Source organism: Streptomyces sp. NPDC059255 (assembly GCF_042752355.1).
Taxonomy (GTDB): Bacteria; Actinomycetota; Actinomycetes; order Streptomycetales; family Streptomycetaceae; genus Streptomyces.
Genome location: NZ_JBHYZP010000006.1, coordinates 1 through 16,266 on the forward strand (window position 1 = coordinate 1; position 16,266 = coordinate 16,266).

A 16,266-nucleotide genomic window follows, 5' to 3' on the forward strand; every position below is an offset into this window, starting at 1 on the left:
CGGCATCACCGATCTTGACCTGCCGGGGAGGCGTGAGGGAGGGGTACATCGCAGACAGAGCCTTTCGTGCTGTGGTGCCCCGACCCCACCACATGACGCTACGGCATGTGCAACAACCCCATCCAGGTGCCACCGGAGCCAGGCCCTAGCTGCCGCCGGGACCGATCAAGAACGACGAACCATCCGGGAACGCAGAGTGACCACCGGCGGCCAGATAGCTCCCCGCCAAGTGGCCGCCGCTGGGGAATTCCCACTGACCGCCGACAGCGTTCTTCCACGAGCACCTTGTGGAACACCTCGGCGAACATCAGCATGGTCCGTTCATCGTTCGGCGGCCCGAGAGAGCTGAAGCTCTGCCCGAGGACCAGTCTGCGTCGGCAGATCTCCCTCTGGGCCGGGACGGGCTGTGGCTGCCAGCGCATGATGCCGAGCCCCTCCGCGTTCACCGCCTCTGCCAGCGCGTCCCGGAACGCTTCCACCGGGACGTCGTCCAGACCGATCTCCTCCGGCTGGACCAGCAGCGGTGCGGCGACGTAGGTCACCGGGGCGCGGGCGTCATCAGCCCTGGAGGCCCTCAAGATCGTCCGCATCTACCTTTGAGGACAAGCCGTACAAGCCCTTCCGGCCATGGTGGTGAGCGGCCATCTTGGCCCTGTTCTCCCGAAGCTACGGCGAAGTGACAAGTAGCTCTCTGTAGCGGATCAGGGGTGGGCTTGTCAGAGTTTTCGATCTTCTGGGCTTGCCGGGGGACCTGCTCGGCGAGGTTGGTCCGGTCATGACGACCGGAGGGAGACCGGGGTGCGGCAGGAGTGGGAGCCGGAGGACCTGATCGAGGTCTGGACGCTGCTGGAGGAGGACCAGGAGCGGCTGCGGAACAAGTCGGAGGCGAACCGGTTGGGGTTCGCGCTGTTGCTGAAGTTCTTCGAGGTGGAGGCCCGGTTCCCGGAAGACGCCGGGGAGATCCCGGTGCTGGCGGTGTCGTACGTCGCTCAGCAGGTGAGGGTGCCCGCGGAGGAGTGGGCCGCGTACGACTGGTCGGGGCGGGCGATCAAGCGGCACCGGATGGAGATCCGGGGCGCGTTCGGCTTCCGTGAGTGCACCGAGGAGGACCAGGCCCAGCTCGCCGAGTGGCTGGCGGTCGAGCTGTGCGGGGTGGAGCTGAATCGGGACCGGCTGGCGGAGGCGGTGGTGGCCCGCTGCCGCAAGGATCGGCTGGAGCCGCCGGCCCCAGGGCAGATCACCCGGCTGGTGGGCAAGGCGGTCAGCACCTTCGAGGAGCGGTTCTGCGCGGCCACGGTGGGCCGGTTGTCGGCGGCGACCCGGTCCCGGCTGGACGATCTGATCGCCGAGGACGCCGGAGCGGACGCGGACAGCGCGGGCGGCGGGGGCACGTTCCTCACCGAGCTGAAGGCGGACCCGGGCGCGTTGGGGCTGGACAGCCTGCTGGCGGAGGTGAACAAGCTCCAGCGGGTGCGCGGGCTTCAGTTGCCGCCGGAGCTGTTCGGGGACGTGTCGGGGAAGCTGGTGGCGGCCTGGCGGGTGCGTGCGGCGAAGGAGTATCCCTCGGCCCTGCGGGCGGCGGCGGGCCGGTGCGGTACACGCTGTTGTCGGCGCTGTGCCATGTGCGGGAGACGGAGATCACCGACTCGCTGGTAGAGCTGTTCACCCAACTCGTGCAGAAGATCAATACGCGGGCGGAGAAGAGGGTCGAGGGCGAGTTCGACAAGGAGCTCAAGCGGGTCCGTGGCAAGGAGGGCATCCTGTTGCGGCTAGCGGAGGCGGCGGTCGCGGAGCCGGGCGGCACGGTCCGCAAGGTGATCTATCCGGTGGCCGGGGAGTCGACGCTGAAGGCGCTGGCGGCGGAGGCAGCGGCGAACGAGGCGCGTTACCGGGCCCGGGTGCGGACGGTGCTGCGCTCGTCGTACTCCAACCACTGGCGGCGGATGCAGGGTCGGCATCCTGAAGACCTGCACCCCGGGCGTCGCTGGCGGGCGGCTGGATCGCAAGCGATCCTGAACCAGCCGCGCACGGTTTTTAGGGCGCCGCGCTCGTGCCGTGTCCTACGCGGGTGTGCCGGGTCAGACGGGTAGGTGCACGGCGAGTTGCTCCCACTGCCGTACGGGCGGGGAGTCGGGTGTGGTGGTCACAAGGTGGAGGCTGACGTGGTCGGCCCCGGCGTCGAAGTGCTCTTGGACGCGGTGGGCGATGTCCTCGGCGCGGCCGTGGGCCACCAGTGCGTCGACCAGCCGGCTGTCAAGCGCGTTTGGGTCCTCATGTCCAAGTCCACGCAGCAGGTCGTGGCGGTTCGGCAGGGCGGCTGCGGCTGTGGTGCGGGCCAGGTCGGCGGTGTCCGCGTGGTCGTGGCTGAGCACGCAGAGCTGTGTGATGGTCAACAGGCCGTCGTCTTCGAGGACGGCTCTGGCTGCGCGGGTGTACTCGACGGGCATGCCCAGCACTGTTGCGCCCCGGGCGCGTTCGGCGGCGAGGGCGAGCATGCCAGGGTCTAGGGCGGCGAGTACGCGGTTCGGTGAGGCGACCGTGTCGGGTGGCCCGAACGGGGCGTTGTCCAGCGCGTCGAGGTAGGTACGCATGGTGGCCAGAGCCGGGCCGGAACGGTGGCCGCGGACGCCCTGGGCCAGGCTGGCGTGGCTCTCCCACAGACCGAGCAGGAACCTTCCGGGGTATGCCTCCTCCAGGGTGCGCTGCGCGGCGGCGGCCGTGACCGGGTCGCGGGCGTAGATGTCGGTCATGCCGGAGGCCACGGTGATGTGCCGGGTGGCCGCCAGGAGGATCGCGGCCTGCGCCATGGCCTCCCGTCCCGTGATCTCGGGGAACCACAGAGTGCCGAAGCCGAGGTCCTCGACCGCGGCGGCAGCCTTACGAACCTCGGGTGCGGAGAGGTGGTCGAAGTCCGCCGCCCAGATCCCGACGCGCCCGAGGCCGTGAGTGCGGGCGCTCATGCGTCCTGCCCGGCGGTGCGCGCGGAGTCGAGGAACGCGGCGATCTGGGACGCGCCGGTGCGCTCCAGCCAAGTGCTGAAGTCCATCGTGCCGGGGTGGATCTCCCGGGTGGCGGGGATGTCCGCGCGGTAGCCGTGTTCGTTGAGCCACTCGTTGGCGTAGGCGAAGTCTTCGCTCAGGGCCCGGATCGCGTCGATCGGAATCTGAATGTAGGGCAGCGGTATGCCGAGTGCCTTCCCAACCGCCGCGGCGACCTGAACCGGCGTGAGTTCGTCCCCGGCCAGAGAGACAGCTCGGCCGATCCACTCCTTCGGCTGGGAGAACGCCAGCGCGGTGACGGCGCCGACATCGTCGACGGCCATGATCTGCTGGGGGACCTCCGGAGCAAGCCCGGTGGACAGGTTCCCGTTCCGCAGCGCGTATCCGCCGGTGAAGTTCTCCATGAAGGACACCGGCCTCAGGATCGTCGCGGGCAGGCTGAGCGCGGCGACGTGCCGCTCGATCCGCCACTTGCTGACCAAATTCACCGGCAGCTTCTCCTCAAGGTGCCGGTCCGCTTCGGCGACCGAGGTGAAGACGAAGTGCCTGATGCCTGCGGCGTGCGCGGCCTCGGCGACGTTTACTCCCCAGCGGACCTCGTCGGCGGCGGTGAAGTCCGGGGCGGTGCCGGGCGAGCCGACGGTGGGCTGGACGCTGAACAGACCCCAGGCGCCCTCGGCCGCAGCGGTAAGAGAGTCGACGTCCTCCATCCGCGCCCGGAATACCTGTGCGCCGGCCTGCGCCAGCGTCGTGGCCCGCGGCCCGTTCGGGTCGCGCGTCAGTGCGCGCACCTGCCAGCCGTCGCGGAGCAGGTGATGTGTCACGGCCCTGCCCTGCAGGCCGGTCGCACCCGCCACCACGACGGTCTTCTTCGTCAGCTTCACGATCATCTCCATCGCATCCATGCGGAGGGGAAGCCAGTCCGCAAGTGGGGAGGCCCCCCGTTTCTTGTTCGCTACGATATGGAGGGCCACCCCGTTTATCAAGCCATCAGGAGTACCCGTGCCCAAGGACGCCACCGCCCCGCCCGGCCGGCCGATGCGCGCCGACGCCCGCCGCAATGCCGAGAAGATCGTCGCCGCCGCCGGGGCCCTGATCGCCGAGCACGGCGCCGACGCCTCCCTGGAGGAGGTCGCCCGAAGCGCCGGAGTCGGCTCGGCCACCCTGCACCGCCACTTCCCCTCCCGGCGGGCGCTCCTGGAGGCGGTCTTCAAGGACCGGGTGGAGGCCCTGTGCGCGAAGGCGGACGACCTCCTCGCCGAACCCGACCCGGGCCAGGCGCTGACCACCTGGCTTCACGCCGTTGGCGCGCACGCCGTGGCCAACCGGGGCCTGGGGTCTTCGCTGATGCGGGACGGAGACCCGGCGCTTGGCGAAACCTGCCACGAAATGATCACCACTGCCGGAGACGCCCTCCTTGCGCGCGCCGAAGCGGCAGACGCTGTGCGCGCCGGGATCACCATCGCCCAACTGCTCAAGCTCGTCGGCGCCATCGCGCTGGCCACCGAGCGGGAGATCGACGGTCCGGCCGAGGCCGACCTCCTGCTGTCGATCGCCATCGACGGCGTACGCACACGCTGACCCCGGTCCTCGCAAACGGTCCTTTGTGTGAGCAAGATCAATCGCAAGTCGCCAGACCCCCGCCGAACCCGGATTCGTTCTCAGAACCCGTTCTCACTCGAAAGCGGGACTGACTCCCTTGTGAGACTTGCATTGTGCGAAAATCCGGGTCCATGACGGACCCTCGGCAGCCTTCCCCGCTCGACCGGTCGGACGCCGACGACGTCGAGCGGCACGCCTGTCCGAAGTGTGACGCACAGCCCGGCTCGCCGTGCCGCTCGCGCGGCGGCGCGGTCGCCTCCGCCTACCACACCCGCCGCTTCACCATGGTGCCCCGACTGAAGAAGGCGCTGCGGGTTCCCACCCCGGCCGACCGCGGACCGGGTCAGCCGTGGCGGCCGGGCACCCCGCCGCCGGCGCCGATCGACCCGGACCTGCCGAGCGCGGACATCCGCATCGGCTACGCGCGCTGCTCGCCCCTCGGGCAGGAACTCGACTCGCAGCTCGACGCGCTCAGCAAGCACGGCATCCCGAGGGACAAGATCTTCAGCGAGAAGATCAGTACCCGGGTGCGGGTCCGCCCCCGGTTCGAGGAGGCGCTGAGGACCGCGCGGGAGGTCAAGGCGCACGCCCCGCACTGCCGGGTCATCTTCACCGTGTACGAGATGAAGCGGCTCGGCCGCGACGCCGCCGAACTCACCGCGCTCGCCGACCACCTCACCGCCCACGGCCTGGTCCTGGAGATGCTCGCCGGGCCCCTGCCCGGCATCTACGACCCCACCGGCCCGGGGAAGCTGCTGTTCGCGTTCTTCGCCGCGATGGCGGAGACCGAGCGGGAGAACATTAGGGAGTCCACGCACGAAGGGCTCGACACCGCGGCCCGCAAGGGCAAGCACGGCGGCCGGCCGCCGGTCATCACTGACGACATGCTGCACACTGTGCTGCGACGCCGGGCGAATGGCGAGTCCGTCGAGCAGATCCAGCCCGACCTCATCATCCCCACCGGCAAGCGCAAGGGACAGAGCCCGTCCGTCGCCAGCATCTACCGGGTGCTCGCCGAGCACGCCAAGCGCGAGGCATACCCCGAAGCCGTCGAGCAGGCCCACGCCGACTTCGCCGCCCTCCAGCCCGGCGAAGTCCCCGGACCCCGTCTCGCGCTCTCTGACCGAGCGTCACTCTGATTACAGAGAGCTACTTGTCACTTCGCCGGAGCTTCGGGAGAACAGGGCCATCTTCGTGATCCTCGTCTACGACACTGCTGTCGAACGCAACCCCAAGGTCCTCAAGTCCTGCCGCAAATACCTCCACTGGACGCAGCGCAGTGTCTTCCAGAGCGAACTCACCACAGCCCAGTACCGCGCGCTGATGGCTGCGCTGAAGACCACGATCGACCCGGACTAGGACAGCATCGTCACCTACGCCGCCAGATCCCCCGAAGTGATCGAATCCAACACCCTCGGCGTTGACCTGGGTGGCCCCGGCGACATCCTCTGAACCACTTTGACCTGCACCGATGCACTACCGACGGACTGCTGCAGAAACGCCGCTGAAGCGTCGCAGCGGAGGGACGCTGACCTGTGGCTTTACCGTCGGTTCCTTATCAGCCCAGGAGGGTTCGCAATGAACCGGCGGGTCCGTACGCGCTGAGCGCCAAGTCCTCATCGCTGATCAAGTTGCCCCGTCGGTAACCGGCTTTGGGGTGCCGAGCGCCCGGGACGTGCTGACATGCTGAGCGGCATGGCGAAACTGAACGAACAGGCCGTATCAGTTGGGGACTTGCTGCCTCTCGCACTGACGTCTTACGGGCACTTCACCTCCATGCGCGTTGGCGCAGATCGCCGTATCCGCGGTTTGTCCCTGCACATGGAACGACTCGTGCGGGACAGCAGGATCGTGTTCGGCGCCGCCGTGGACACCGGCCGGGTCCGGGATCTGGTCGGCAAGGCGCTGGACGGGCGGGACGGGCCCTGTGTCGTCCGCGTCACGCACTTCGACCCGGCGGTGAACATGGGGCACCCCGAGGAAGCCACCGGTCCGCAGATCATGGTGATCGTACGCCCCGCCGGCGAATTGACTCCGCCGCCGCTGACCGCGTTGAGCGTGCGGTACGAGCGTGACCTTCCCGAGGTCAAGCACTGCGGCCTTTTCGGTGCCCTGCATGCCCGCCGCACGGCACGGCTCAAGGGTTTCGACGATGCCCTGTTCTTCGGCCCCGACAGTCACGTGACCGAGGGCGTGACGTGGAACGTGGGCTTCATCGACGAGGACGGCACCATCCTCTGGCCGGAAGGCCCGGTGCTGCCCGGCGTGACGGCGGCCCTGCTCCAGGAGCGCACCGAGTTCAAGGTCGCCCCGGTCACTCTCGATGAGGCCAAGACCATGCCGGTCGCCTTCGCCACCAACACGTCCATCGGGGTCCGCGCTCTGTCTGCCATCGACGACAGGCCGATGACGGTTGAGCACCCGGTGCTGAGTGCGCTGCGCGAGGCATACCTGTCCATCCCGGGCGAGGAGCTGTGAGGAGCTGCACGGAGGAACGGTCGTAGTGCCGGGCGAGACCATCGGCCTGCGTCGTGGCCATCAGGAGGTCCTGGATACCCTCCTCGGTCGCGATGGCGCCCCCGCCGAGACTCACGCGCCCCAACGTGCCCTGGCCGCCTGACGATCCCTCCACGGGCATGAAGAAGGCGGAGCCCGAAAGCCCCGCCCAATCCGCACGCAATCCCGGTTCAGGGCCACACCAAGCAGTACGGCTGATGCCCCGCCTCGTGCAGGCGGACCGAGAAGTCCTGCCACTCGTGCAGCAGTTGGTAGACGTTGTACGCGTCCTTCGGGCCGCCCCGGTCCGGGACCGTCGACCAGATGAAGGCCGCCGCGCCCACCGATTCCTCGCCGATGCCGCGCAGCGGGTCGACCACCGTCATGGGGAGCTTGACCACCGCGTAATCCGGGTGGAGCACGACCAGTTCGAGGGGCGGGACCTTGTGCAGCGGCATGCCCTGAATGCCCGTCAGGACCATCGCCGCTATCGTCTCGGGCTTGATCTTCGTGAACATGCCGCCCATGCCCAGCTCGTCGCCGCCCAGTTCCTCCGGGCGCATGGAGATGGGGACACGGGCCGCCGTGGCACCGTCAGGCGCGCCGAAGTATTTGTAGGTCACCCCCACCCGGCCACCACTCCTGATTTCCGGAGCCTCCTCGCGCGCCTCGCGCTCGGGGCGCTCGCCGCGCCGGTGTTTCCCTCGCCGGGCAGGCTCGGGACCCAGGTCGTCTGTACCTTCGCCCAGTCCGCCACCGCGATGCATATCTCCACCCGACCACTCGCAGCCCTGGCCGCGCAACCCGATCATCGTGACAGTGACCTCCCCCACGAACGTCCGGTGAAACACCTGTCCGCAGATACGTCGGAGCCTCTGACACCATGGATTGCGTGAGCTTCCCCTATGACGCCCCAGTTTCGCAGACACTCTTTGACCGTGCGGCCCTCGTGACACCCGGAGGCGTGAACTCTCCCGTCCGCGCCTTCCGGGCGGTGGGTGGTACGCCCCGGTTCATGGTGTCCGGTAATGGTCCATACCTCATCGATGCGGACGGTCGCGAATATGTCGACCTCGTCTGTTCCTGGGGTCCGATGATTCTCGGTCATTCCCACCCGGAAGTGATCGCGGCCGTACAGGCCGCGGTCGCGCGCGGTACCTCCTTCGGTACGCCCGGTGAGGGCGAGGTCGCGCTCGCCGAGGAGATCGTGGCCCGGATCGCGCCCGTCGAGCAGGTGCGGCTCGTGTCGTCCGGTACCGAGGCGACCATGTCGGCCATCCGGCTCGCCCGCGGCTTCACCGGGCGGGCGAAGGTCGTGAAGTTCGCCGGCTGCTACCACGGGCACGTCGACGCGCTCCTCGCCGCGGCGGGCTCCGGCGTCGCCACGTTCGGGCTGCCGGACACCCCCGGGGTGACCGGCGCGCAGGCCGGCGACACGATCGTCCTGCCGTACAACGACCTCGACGCCGTGCGCACCGCCTTCGCCGCGCACCCCGGCGAGATCGCCTGCGTGATCACCGAGGCGTCGCCGGGGAACATGGGCGTCGTACCGCCGGGGGACGGGTTCAACGCCGGGCTCAAGGAGATCTGCGCCGCCGACGGCGCGCTGTACATCTCCGACGAGGTGATGACCGGGTTCCGTACGTCCAAGGCCGGCTGGTACGGCGTCGACGGTGTCGCGCCCGACCTGATGACCTTCGGCAAGGTCATGGGCGGCGGCTTCCCCGCCGCCGCGTTCGGCGGCCGCGCCGACGTCATGGGGCGGCTCGCCCCCGCCGGACCCGTCTACCAGGCGGGCACGCTCTCCGGGAACCCGGTCGCCACCGCCGCCGGCCTCGCGCAGCTCCGGCTGCTCGACGACGCGGCGTACGAGAAGGTCGATGCCGTCTCCGCGCAGATCCAAGGGATCGTGACGGCCGCGCTGAGCAAGGAGGGTGTCGCCCACCGGGTGCAGACGGCGAGCAACATGTTCTCCGTCTTCTTCACGGCCGACGAGGTACGTGACTACGAGGGGGCCAAGCGGCAGGAGTCCTTCCGCTTCACCGCCTTCTTCCACTCGATGCTCGCCGACGGCGTCTACCTGCCGCCGTCGTCCTTCGAGTCCTGGTTCGTCTCCACCGCCCACGACGACCGGGCCGTCGAGCGGATCGCCGCGGCGCTGCCCGCCGCCGCCCGTGCCGCCGCCGAGGCCACGGACCCCGACACCCAGCCGGAGAGTGCCGCATGAGTCAGAGTGCAGGGAACAGCGCGGCGAACGGTGAGGAGATCACCGTCGTCCATCTGATGCGGCACGGTGAGGTGCACAACCCGGACGGTGTCCTGTACGGCAGACGCCCCGGCTACCACCTTTCCGAGCTGGGACGCCGGATGGCCGACCGGGTCGCCGAGCACCTCGCGGGCCGGGACATCACCCATGTCGTGGCCTCCCCGCTGGAGCGCGCGCAGGAGACCGCCGCCCCGATCGCCAAGACGCACGGGCTGACTCTCGACACCGACCGCCGGCTGATCGAGGCGGCGAACGTCTTCGAGGGCAAGACCTTCGGCGTCGGCGACGGCGCGCTGCGCCGGCCGGGCAACTGGAAGTACCTCACCAATCCCTTCCAGCCGTCCTGGGGGGAGCCGTACGTCGACCAGGTCGTACGGATGATGGGCGCGCTGGCCGCGGCACGGGACGCGGCCCGTGGCCACGAGGCCGTCTGCGTCGGTCACCAGCTGCCGATCTGGATCGTGCGGAGCTTCGTCGAGCGGCGCAGGCTCTGGCACGACCCGCGGCGGCGGCAGTGCACGCTCGCCTCGCTGACGAGCTTCACGTATCAGGGCGACAGGATCGTCTCGGTCGGCTATTCCGAGCCGGCCCGCGATCTCGTACCGGCGCACCTGCTCGCCGGTGCCAGGCCGGTGAAGGGCGGGGCCAAGGCGTTCGGTGCCTGAGCGCCTGAGGCCGGTCCTGCTCCTCGGACGTGGCCTCGGTTTCGGCGCCCTGTGACTGCGACTGTTTTTGTCACAGTCACTGTTACATGCGTAAAGATCTGACACGTTTAGGAACCTCCGCGTTCGGTAGCAGCTCCTACGAGTTGCCGCTTGTAAGACTTATATGAGCGGCGCACTTACGGACGTACGAGCGCGGATGGGATCTGTATGCGCCACATCAGTCGGAGGAGTCTGCTCGGAGCCGGAATGGGAGCCGCGGCCGCGATGGGTGTCGCGGCCTGCTCCACCGGTCAGGGCGCGTCGGGCGGGAACGGCGCGGACAAGGCCGGTGGCGGAAGCGGAAAGTCGGACGGCGGCTCCGGGGCCAAGGAAGGCCGGCGTATCGGGGACGGTTCCACTTCCGACACCGGAAAGCAGCCCCACCAGCCGGAGGCGCCGGTCCCGCTGGAGCCCGGCCAGACCCCGCCGCAGTTCGTGGTCTTCTCCTGGGACGGGGCGGGGGAGGTCGGCAACGGCCTCTTCCCCCGTTTCCTCGAACTCGCCAAGGACCACGGCGCGGCGATGACCTTCTTCCTCTCCGGGCTCTATGTGCTGCCCGAGTCGAAGAAGACCCTCTACCGTCCGCCGAACAACCCCGTCGGCGCCTCCGACATCGGTTATCTCACCGACCCCCACGTCAAGGACACGCTCAAGAACATCCGCCAGGCGTGGCTGGACGGCCATGAGATAGGAACGCACTTCAACGGCCACTTCTGCGGCGGCTCCGGCACCGTCGGGAACTGGACCTCCGAGCAGTGGCGCAGCGAGATAGACCAGGCCGTCTCCTTCGTCACGGAGTGGCGTACGAACACCGGCTGGAACGATCTCGACCCGCTGCCCTTCGACTACCGCAAGGAGCTGATCGGCGGCCGTACGCCGTGCCTGCTCGGCCAGGAGAACCTGCTGCCGACGGCCAAGAAGCTGGGCTGGCGGTACGACGCGAGTTCGCCCGGCGGCACCCAGGTCTGGCCGGACAAGCTCCAGGGGATATGGAATCTCCCGCTGCAGGCCGTGCCGTTCCCCGGGCATTCCTTCGAAGTCCTCTCCATGGACTACAACATGCTCGCGAACCAGTCGAAGAACTCGACCAACGGAATGCCGTCCCGCTATCCGGAATGGCGCAAGCAGGCCGCCGGTGCCTATCTCGCCGGATTCAACCGCGCGTACGAGACGAATCGCGCGCCGTTCTTCATCGGAAACCACTTCGAGCAGTGGAACGGCGGAATCTACATGGACGCCGTGGAAGAGGCTCTGAAGGGAATGGCGGGCAAGAAGGACGTACGGCTGGTGTCCTTCCGGCAGTTCACCGACTGGCTCGACGTCCAGGACCCGGCCGTACTCGACAAGCTCCGCGGACTCGGTGTCGGACAGGCGCCCACGGGCGGCTGGAACGCATTTCTGAAGACGGCCACGGCCGGGGCCACCGCCGGAGCCGGCAGCGCCGGAGCAGAGACCGCCGGAGCCGACACCGCCGGAGCCGCCACCGGCTGAGGCAGCGGAACTGCTGAGGTACCGGAACTGCTGAGGCGCCGGAACTTCGGGTGGGGCTCCGGGGAGTGTTTCGAAGGCCCGCCGAAACGTCCGCAGAAGTCTTTACATCGGGCTTTTACGGGCACCCAGGGGGGTGCCCAAGATCCTCGAATCGCCCATGCGAAACTTTTCACATGAACTCAGGCCGCGCCCCACGACGCCGTTCGGACCGTCGCCTCCGCGCCATCCTGCCCCTCGTCGTCGCCGCGGCGGCGATGACGCTCTCGGCCTGCGGCAGCGGCGGCAAGTCCGGCGGCGGCGGTGACACCAACTTCGTGACGAACACCGGCGGCATCTCCACCGTCGCGGCGGCGGACCGCAAGCCCGTCAACAAGATCGAGGGCCAGACCCTCGAAGGCGAGAAGCTCGACATCGCCGACCTCAAGGGCAAGGTCGTCGTGCTGAACGTCTGGGGCTCCTGGTGTCCGCCCTGCCGCGCCGAGGCCCCGCACTTCGCGAAGGTCGCCAAGGAGACCGAGTCGAAGGGCGTGGCCTTCGTCGGGATCAACACCCGGGACGCCAACAAGGGCCCCGCGCTCGCCTTCGAGAAGGACTACGGCATCGGCTATCCGAGCCTGTACGACCCGGCGGGCAAGCTCATCGTGAGCGGCTTCCCCAAGGGCAGCCTGAACCCGCAGTCGATCCCCTCCACGATCGTGCTCGACCGGGAGGGGAAGATCGCGGCGCGCTCGCTGATGGCGCTCAACGAGGAGAAGCTGCGGAAGATGATCGACCCGCTGATCGCGGAGAAGTGATCCCGTGCAGTTTCAGCTCCAGGGCGACCACCTCGACCAGGCCAGGTTCCTCGCCGAGGCGACCGGCGGGAACGAGACCGTCACCAGCGGGGCGCTGCTGATCGCCCTGCCGATCGCGCTGCTGGCCGGGCTGGTCTCGTTCTTCTCCCCGTGTGTGCTGCCGCTCGTGCCCGGCTACCTCTCGTACGTCACCGGCATCAGCGGCACCGACCTGGCGGAAGCCCGGCGCGGGCGGATGCTCGCCGGCGCCTCCCTCTTCGTCATCGGTTTCACCGCGGTCTTCGTCTCGGGCGGGGCGCTCTTCGGCTACTTCGGCAGCACGCTCCAGGAGTACCGCGGGCCCCTCTCCAAGATCCTCGGCGTGCTCATGATCATCATGGGTGTGTTCTTCATGGGCATGATGCCCGGGATCACCCAGCGCGAATTCCGCTTCCACCGGCGTCCGGTGACCGGCCTCGCGGGCGCCCCGCTGCTGGGCGCGCTCTTCGGGATCGGCTGGACGCCCTGCCTCGGTCCGACGTTCTCCTCCGTCAACGCGCTGGCGTTCGACCAGGCGAGCGCCGGCCGCGGGGCCATACTGACCGTCGCGTACTGCCTGGGACTCGGTGTGCCGTTCGTGCTCGGCGCGGTGGCCTTCCGCAAGGCGCTCGGCGCGTTCGCCTGGATCAAGCGCCATTACACCTGGGTGATGCGGATCGGCGGCGGCATGATGATCGTGACCGGTCTGCTGCTGGTGACCGGCGCGTGGGACAGCATCGTGCAGGCGACACAGACCTGGTCCAACGGCTTCACGGTGGGGATCTAGTTCCATGAGCAAGGCGTCCACGAGCGGGAAATCCATGAGCGATACGGACACGGACAAGACGGGCACGGAAACGGGTACGGAAGCAGGCAAGGGCACCGCCGCCGATCCCGCCACGAACACAGAAACGGAAACGGCCGCGCACACGGAGGCCGGACGCGACAGCGCCGCCCCCGCCGACGCCGGTGAACTCGGCGCCGCCGGCTCCCAGCTCTCCACCGCTCCCCGTGAGGAGCGTTACGAGAGCGTCGTCGGCGGCCCCACCCTCGGGATCATCGGCTGGGCCCGATGGTTCTGGCGGCAGCTCACCTCCATGCGCGTCGCGCTGATCCTCCTCTTCCTGCTCTCCCTCGGCGCCATCCCCGGCTCCCTGATCCCGCAGACCAGCGTCGACGAGCTCAAGGTCCAGGACTTCAAGGACCGCCACGAGACGCTCACGCCGATCTACGACAAGCTCCAGCTCTTCGACGTCTACAGCTCGGTGTGGTTCTCCGCGATCTACATCCTGCTGTTCATCTCGCTCATCGGCTGCATCGTCCCGCGCACCTGGCAGTTCGTCGGCCAGCTGCGGGGCCGCCCGCCGGGCGCACCGAAACGGCTCACCCGGCTGCCCGCGTACACCACGTGGCGCACCACCGCCGAGCCCGAGGACGCCCGTACCGCCGCCCTCGCGATCCTGAAGAAGCGCCGCTTCCGCGCCCACACCGTCGGTGACGCCGTCGCCGCCGAGAAGGGGTACCTCCGCGAGGCCGGCAACCTGATCTTCCACATCTCGCTGATCGTGATGCTCCTCGCCTTCGCCGCCGGCCAGCTCTACAAGTCCGAGGGCGGCAAGCTCGTCGTCGAGGGCGACGGCTTCGCCAACACCCTCACCCAGTACGACGACTTCAGGTCCGGCTCCCTCTTCGACACGAACGACCTCGCGCCCTTCAGCTTCCGGCTCGACAAGTTCGTCGGTACGTACGAGCGCAACGGTCCCCAACTCGGCACGCCCCGCACGTACCAGGCGAACATCCACTACACCGACGGCGCGGAGGGCGAGGAACGCAAGTCGGTCATCAAGGTCAACAAGCCGCTGGAGGTGGACGGCTCCAAGGTCTATCTGATCGGTCACGGGTACGCGCCCGTCGTCACCGTCCGGGACGGCCGGGGCGAGGTGGTCTTCAACGGCGCGGTGCCGCTGCTGCCGATCGACAGCAATGTCTCGTCCACGGGCGCCATCAAGGTGATGGACGGCTACCGGGACAAGAACGGCAAGAAGGAACAGCTCGGCTTCGCCGCGTTCTTCGTGCCCACCTACGGCGGCGGGGAGGGCGGCGCGAACAAGATGTTCTCGCGGTTCCCCGCGCTCGACTTCCCGGTGCTCAACGTGGGCGCGTACTACGGCAGTCTCGGTGTCGACGCCGGGATGCCGCAGAACGTGTACCAGCTCGACACCCGCAAGATGAAGGCGTTCAAGGACGCCAAGGGCGGCGTGCTGAAGAAGACCCTGCTGCCGGGCGACAAGCTCACCCTGCCGGACGGCGCCGGATCGATCACCTTCGAGAAGGACGTCAAGGAGTGGGCGACGTTCCAGATCTCGCACCAGCCCGGTGACGCCTGGGCGCTCGCCGGGGCGGTCGGGGCCATCGCGGGGCTGGCCGGATCGCTCTTCATCCAGCGGCGCCGGGTCTGGGTCCGGGCCGTGCGGGGCGCCGACGGCGTCACCGTTGTCGAGATGGCGGGCCTCGGCCGCAGCGAGTCCGCCAAGCTCCCCGAGGAACTGGCCGAACTGGCCCACACCCTCCATTCAGAGGCGCCCAGCGCGCCTGCAGCCGCACGTGAGACCGACGAAGCCGAAGGGGCCGAGAAGTGACTCTCGCCGCCGCAGCAACCAACGAAAGCCTGGCGCAGACCAGCAACGTCCTGATCTATTCGGCGATGGCCGTCTACATGCTGGCGTTCTTCGCCCATATCGCCGAATGGCTGTTCGGCAGCCGCAGCAAGGTCGCCCGTACGGCCGCCGCGCTGACCGGTGACGCCAAGGGCGGCGCGGCGGACGCCGTACGGATCAAGGCCGAGCAGCGGGGCGGGGCCACCGCCGTCCTGGAGCGGCCGAAGATCATCACCCGTTCCGCCACCGGGGCCCGCGACCTCCCGGACGGCCCCGGCGCGGCGGGCGGTGACGAACAGGGCGACCTGTACGGCCGGATCGCCGTCTCCCTCACCGTCCTCGCGTGGGCGATCGAGGCGGCGGGCGTGGTCACCCGCGCGCTGTCCGTGCAGCGGGCGCCGTGGGGCAACATGTACGAGTTCAACATCACCTTCACCACGGTCGTCGTCGGGGTGTACCTCGGCCTCCTCCTGATGAAGAAGAACGTCCGCTGGCTCGGCCTCCCGCTGATCACCACGGTCCTGCTCGACCTCGGCCTCGCGGTCACCGTCCTCTACACCGCCAGCGACCAGCTGGTGCCGGCCCTGCACTCGTACTGGCTGTGGATCCACGTCTCCACCGCGATCTTCTGCGGCGCGGCCTTCTACGTCGGCGCGGTCGCCACGCTGCTCTACCTCTTCCGGGAGCGGTACGAGTCCAAGCTGGCCGCCGGGGTGAAGCCGGGCGCCTTCGCCACGTCCGTGATGGAGCGGCTGCCCGCCTCGCCGACGCTCGACAAGTTCGCGTACCGCGTGAACGCCGCCGTGTTCCCGCTCTGGACCTTCACGATCATCGCGGGCGCGATCTGGGCGGGCGACGCGTGGGGCCGCTACTGGGGCTGGGACCCCAAGGAGGTCTGGTCCTTCATCACCTGGGTCGCCTTCGCCGCCTATCTGCACGCGCGCGCGACGGCCGGCTGGAAGGGCCGCAAGGCCGCCTACCTGGCGCTGATCGCCTTCGGCTGCTGGCTGTTCAACTACTACGGCGTCAACATCTTCGTCAACGGGAAGCACTCGTACGCGGGCGTCTGACGCAGCGGGCGTCCGACGCGTACAAATCGGCAGAGGCGCCCCCCGGGGCGAAATACCCCCCGGGGCGGCACCCTGTGCTACCACGGGATCCCCCGTCCGCCGGGGGGGCCGAGGCATCCCGCGGGGGTGGAAGGCATGCGCCGGAGGAGTGGGCCCGAACCGGGGTGGC

Annotated in this window: 17 protein-coding genes; 13 read left to right on the forward strand and 4 right to left on the reverse strand. The window is 68.9% G+C overall.

The features are described from left to right. Positions 1-98: 98 nt before the first annotated feature. Complete coding sequence (locus tag ACFXKG_RS10315) at positions 99-542, reverse strand: hypothetical protein (protein WP_384835312.1); 444 nt, start codon at positions 540-542, stop codon at positions 99-101. A gap of 256 nt (positions 543-798) precedes the next feature. Between ACFXKG_RS10315 and ACFXKG_RS10320 the strand changes: the two genes are divergently transcribed. Together ACFXKG_RS10320 and ACFXKG_RS10325 are read left to right on the forward strand one after the other, a co-directional pair. Next, complete coding sequence (locus ACFXKG_RS10320) at positions 799-1,656, forward strand: DUF4158 domain-containing protein (protein ID WP_384835315.1); 858 nt, start codon at positions 799-801, stop codon at positions 1,654-1,656. Further along, complete coding sequence (locus tag ACFXKG_RS10325; RefSeq protein WP_384835318.1) at positions 1,623-2,090, forward strand: hypothetical protein; 468 nt, start codon at positions 1,623-1,625, stop codon at positions 2,088-2,090. Before ACFXKG_RS10320 ends, ACFXKG_RS10325 begins: the two co-directional genes overlap by 34 nt. Here the strand turns inward: ACFXKG_RS10325 and ACFXKG_RS10330 are convergent. Together ACFXKG_RS10330 and ACFXKG_RS10335 are read right to left on the reverse strand one after the other, a co-directional pair. Next, positions 2,079-2,960 (reverse strand): LLM class flavin-dependent oxidoreductase, encoded by an 882-nt coding sequence (locus tag ACFXKG_RS10330; protein ID WP_384835320.1) that lies wholly within the window; start codon positions 2,958-2,960, stop codon positions 2,079-2,081. The genes ACFXKG_RS10325 and ACFXKG_RS10330 overlap by 12 nt on opposite strands. Then, positions 2,957-3,883 carry an NmrA/HSCARG family protein gene (locus ACFXKG_RS10335; RefSeq protein ID WP_384835323.1) on the reverse strand — a complete coding sequence of 309 codons (927 nt, stop codon included), beginning with the start codon at positions 3,881-3,883 and terminating at the stop codon, positions 2,957-2,959. Before ACFXKG_RS10335 ends, ACFXKG_RS10330 begins: the two co-directional genes overlap by 4 nt. 118 nt (positions 3,884-4,001) lie before the next feature. Between ACFXKG_RS10335 and ACFXKG_RS10340 the strand changes: the two genes are divergently transcribed. The 4 genes from ACFXKG_RS10340 (at position 4,002) to ACFXKG_RS10355 (ending at position 7,079) form a co-directional block, all read left to right on the forward strand. Further along, the gene (locus ACFXKG_RS10340) at positions 4,002-4,580 is read left to right on the forward strand and encodes a TetR/AcrR family transcriptional regulator (protein ID WP_384835326.1); all 579 of its coding nucleotides are present in this window, start codon (positions 4,002-4,004) and stop codon (positions 4,578-4,580) included. Between the two features lie 152 nt (positions 4,581-4,732). Beyond that, a complete protein-coding gene (locus ACFXKG_RS10345) occupies positions 4,733-5,740 on the forward strand; it encodes a recombinase family protein (RefSeq protein ID WP_384835329.1) in 1,008 nt (335 codons plus the stop codon). Positions 5,741-5,795: 55 nt separating this feature from the next. Further along, a complete protein-coding gene (locus ACFXKG_RS10350; RefSeq protein WP_384835332.1) occupies positions 5,796-5,960 on the forward strand; it encodes a CRISPR-associated endonuclease Cas2 in 165 nt (54 codons plus the stop codon). 324 nt (positions 5,961-6,284) lie between these two features. Further along, positions 6,285-7,079 carry an aminotransferase class IV gene (locus ACFXKG_RS10355; RefSeq protein WP_384835335.1) on the forward strand — a complete coding sequence of 265 codons (795 nt, stop codon included), beginning with the start codon at positions 6,285-6,287 and terminating at the stop codon, positions 7,077-7,079. A gap of 209 nt (positions 7,080-7,288) precedes the next feature. Here ACFXKG_RS10355 and ACFXKG_RS10360 read toward each other — a convergent pair whose 3' ends face one another. Then, the gene (locus ACFXKG_RS10360; RefSeq protein WP_382895018.1) at positions 7,289-7,864 is read right to left on the reverse strand and encodes a hypothetical protein; all 576 of its coding nucleotides are present in this window, start codon (positions 7,862-7,864) and stop codon (positions 7,289-7,291) included. A 116-nt stretch (positions 7,865-7,980) separates the two neighbouring features. Here ACFXKG_RS10360 and hemL point away from each other — a divergent pair, with 116 nt between their 5' ends. The 7 genes from hemL (at position 7,981) to ccsB (ending at position 16,097) form a co-directional block, all read left to right on the forward strand. Then, the gene (gene hemL, locus ACFXKG_RS10365; protein WP_384835338.1) at positions 7,981-9,324 is read left to right on the forward strand and encodes a glutamate-1-semialdehyde 2,1-aminomutase; all 1,344 of its coding nucleotides are present in this window, start codon (positions 7,981-7,983) and stop codon (positions 9,322-9,324) included. After that, complete coding sequence (locus ACFXKG_RS10370; RefSeq protein WP_384835341.1) at positions 9,321-10,028, forward strand: histidine phosphatase family protein; 708 nt, start codon at positions 9,321-9,323, stop codon at positions 10,026-10,028. The genes hemL and ACFXKG_RS10370 overlap by 4 nt, the downstream gene beginning before the upstream one ends. 207 nt (positions 10,029-10,235) lie before the next feature. Beyond that, positions 10,236-11,558, forward strand: coding sequence for a hypothetical protein (locus ACFXKG_RS10375; protein ID WP_384835344.1), 1,323 nt, complete (start codon positions 10,236-10,238; stop codon positions 11,556-11,558). A 173-nt stretch (positions 11,559-11,731) separates the two neighbouring features. Next, positions 11,732-12,352, forward strand: coding sequence for a TlpA family protein disulfide reductase (locus ACFXKG_RS10380; protein ID WP_384835347.1), 621 nt, complete (start codon positions 11,732-11,734; stop codon positions 12,350-12,352). Between the two features lie 4 nt (positions 12,353-12,356). After that, positions 12,357-13,157 (forward strand): cytochrome c biogenesis CcdA family protein, encoded by an 801-nt coding sequence (locus tag ACFXKG_RS10385; RefSeq protein WP_384835351.1) that lies wholly within the window; start codon positions 12,357-12,359, stop codon positions 13,155-13,157. Positions 13,158-13,191: 34 nt separating this feature from the next. Then, a complete protein-coding gene (locus ACFXKG_RS10390; RefSeq protein WP_384835354.1) occupies positions 13,192-15,009 on the forward strand; it encodes a cytochrome c biogenesis protein ResB in 1,818 nt (605 codons plus the stop codon). Continuing rightward, a complete protein-coding gene (gene ccsB, locus ACFXKG_RS10395; protein WP_384835357.1) occupies positions 15,006-16,097 on the forward strand; it encodes a c-type cytochrome biogenesis protein CcsB in 1,092 nt (363 codons plus the stop codon). Before ACFXKG_RS10390 ends, ccsB begins: the two co-directional genes overlap by 4 nt. Positions 16,098-16,266: the final 169 nt, after the last annotated feature.

Bases quoted from the DNA above. Each gene is read 5' to 3' on its own strand.
- hemL (WP_384835338.1), top strand. From the start codon at position 7,981: ATGGATTGCGTGAGCTTCCCCTATGACGCCCCAGTTTCGCAGACACTC.
- ACFXKG_RS10360 (WP_382895018.1), bottom strand. From the start codon at position 7,864: ATGCATCGCGGTGGCGGACTGGGCGAAGGTACAGACGACCTGGGTCCC.
- ACFXKG_RS10355 (WP_384835335.1), top strand. From the start codon at position 6,285: ATGCTGAGCGGCATGGCGAAACTGAACGAACAGGCCGTATCAGTTGGG.
- ACFXKG_RS10390 (WP_384835354.1), top strand. From the start codon at position 13,192: ATGAGCGATACGGACACGGACAAGACGGGCACGGAAACGGGTACGGAA.
- ACFXKG_RS10330 (WP_384835320.1), bottom strand. From the start codon at position 2,960: ATGAGCGCCCGCACTCACGGCCTCGGGCGCGTCGGGATCTGGGCGGCG.
- ACFXKG_RS10370 (WP_384835341.1), top strand. From the start codon at position 9,321: ATGAGTCAGAGTGCAGGGAACAGCGCGGCGAACGGTGAGGAGATCACC.
- ACFXKG_RS10345 (WP_384835329.1), top strand. From the start codon at position 4,733: ATGACGGACCCTCGGCAGCCTTCCCCGCTCGACCGGTCGGACGCCGAC.
- ACFXKG_RS10380 (WP_384835347.1), top strand. From the start codon at position 11,732: ATGAACTCAGGCCGCGCCCCACGACGCCGTTCGGACCGTCGCCTCCGC.
- ACFXKG_RS10375 (WP_384835344.1), top strand. From the start codon at position 10,236: ATGCGCCACATCAGTCGGAGGAGTCTGCTCGGAGCCGGAATGGGAGCC.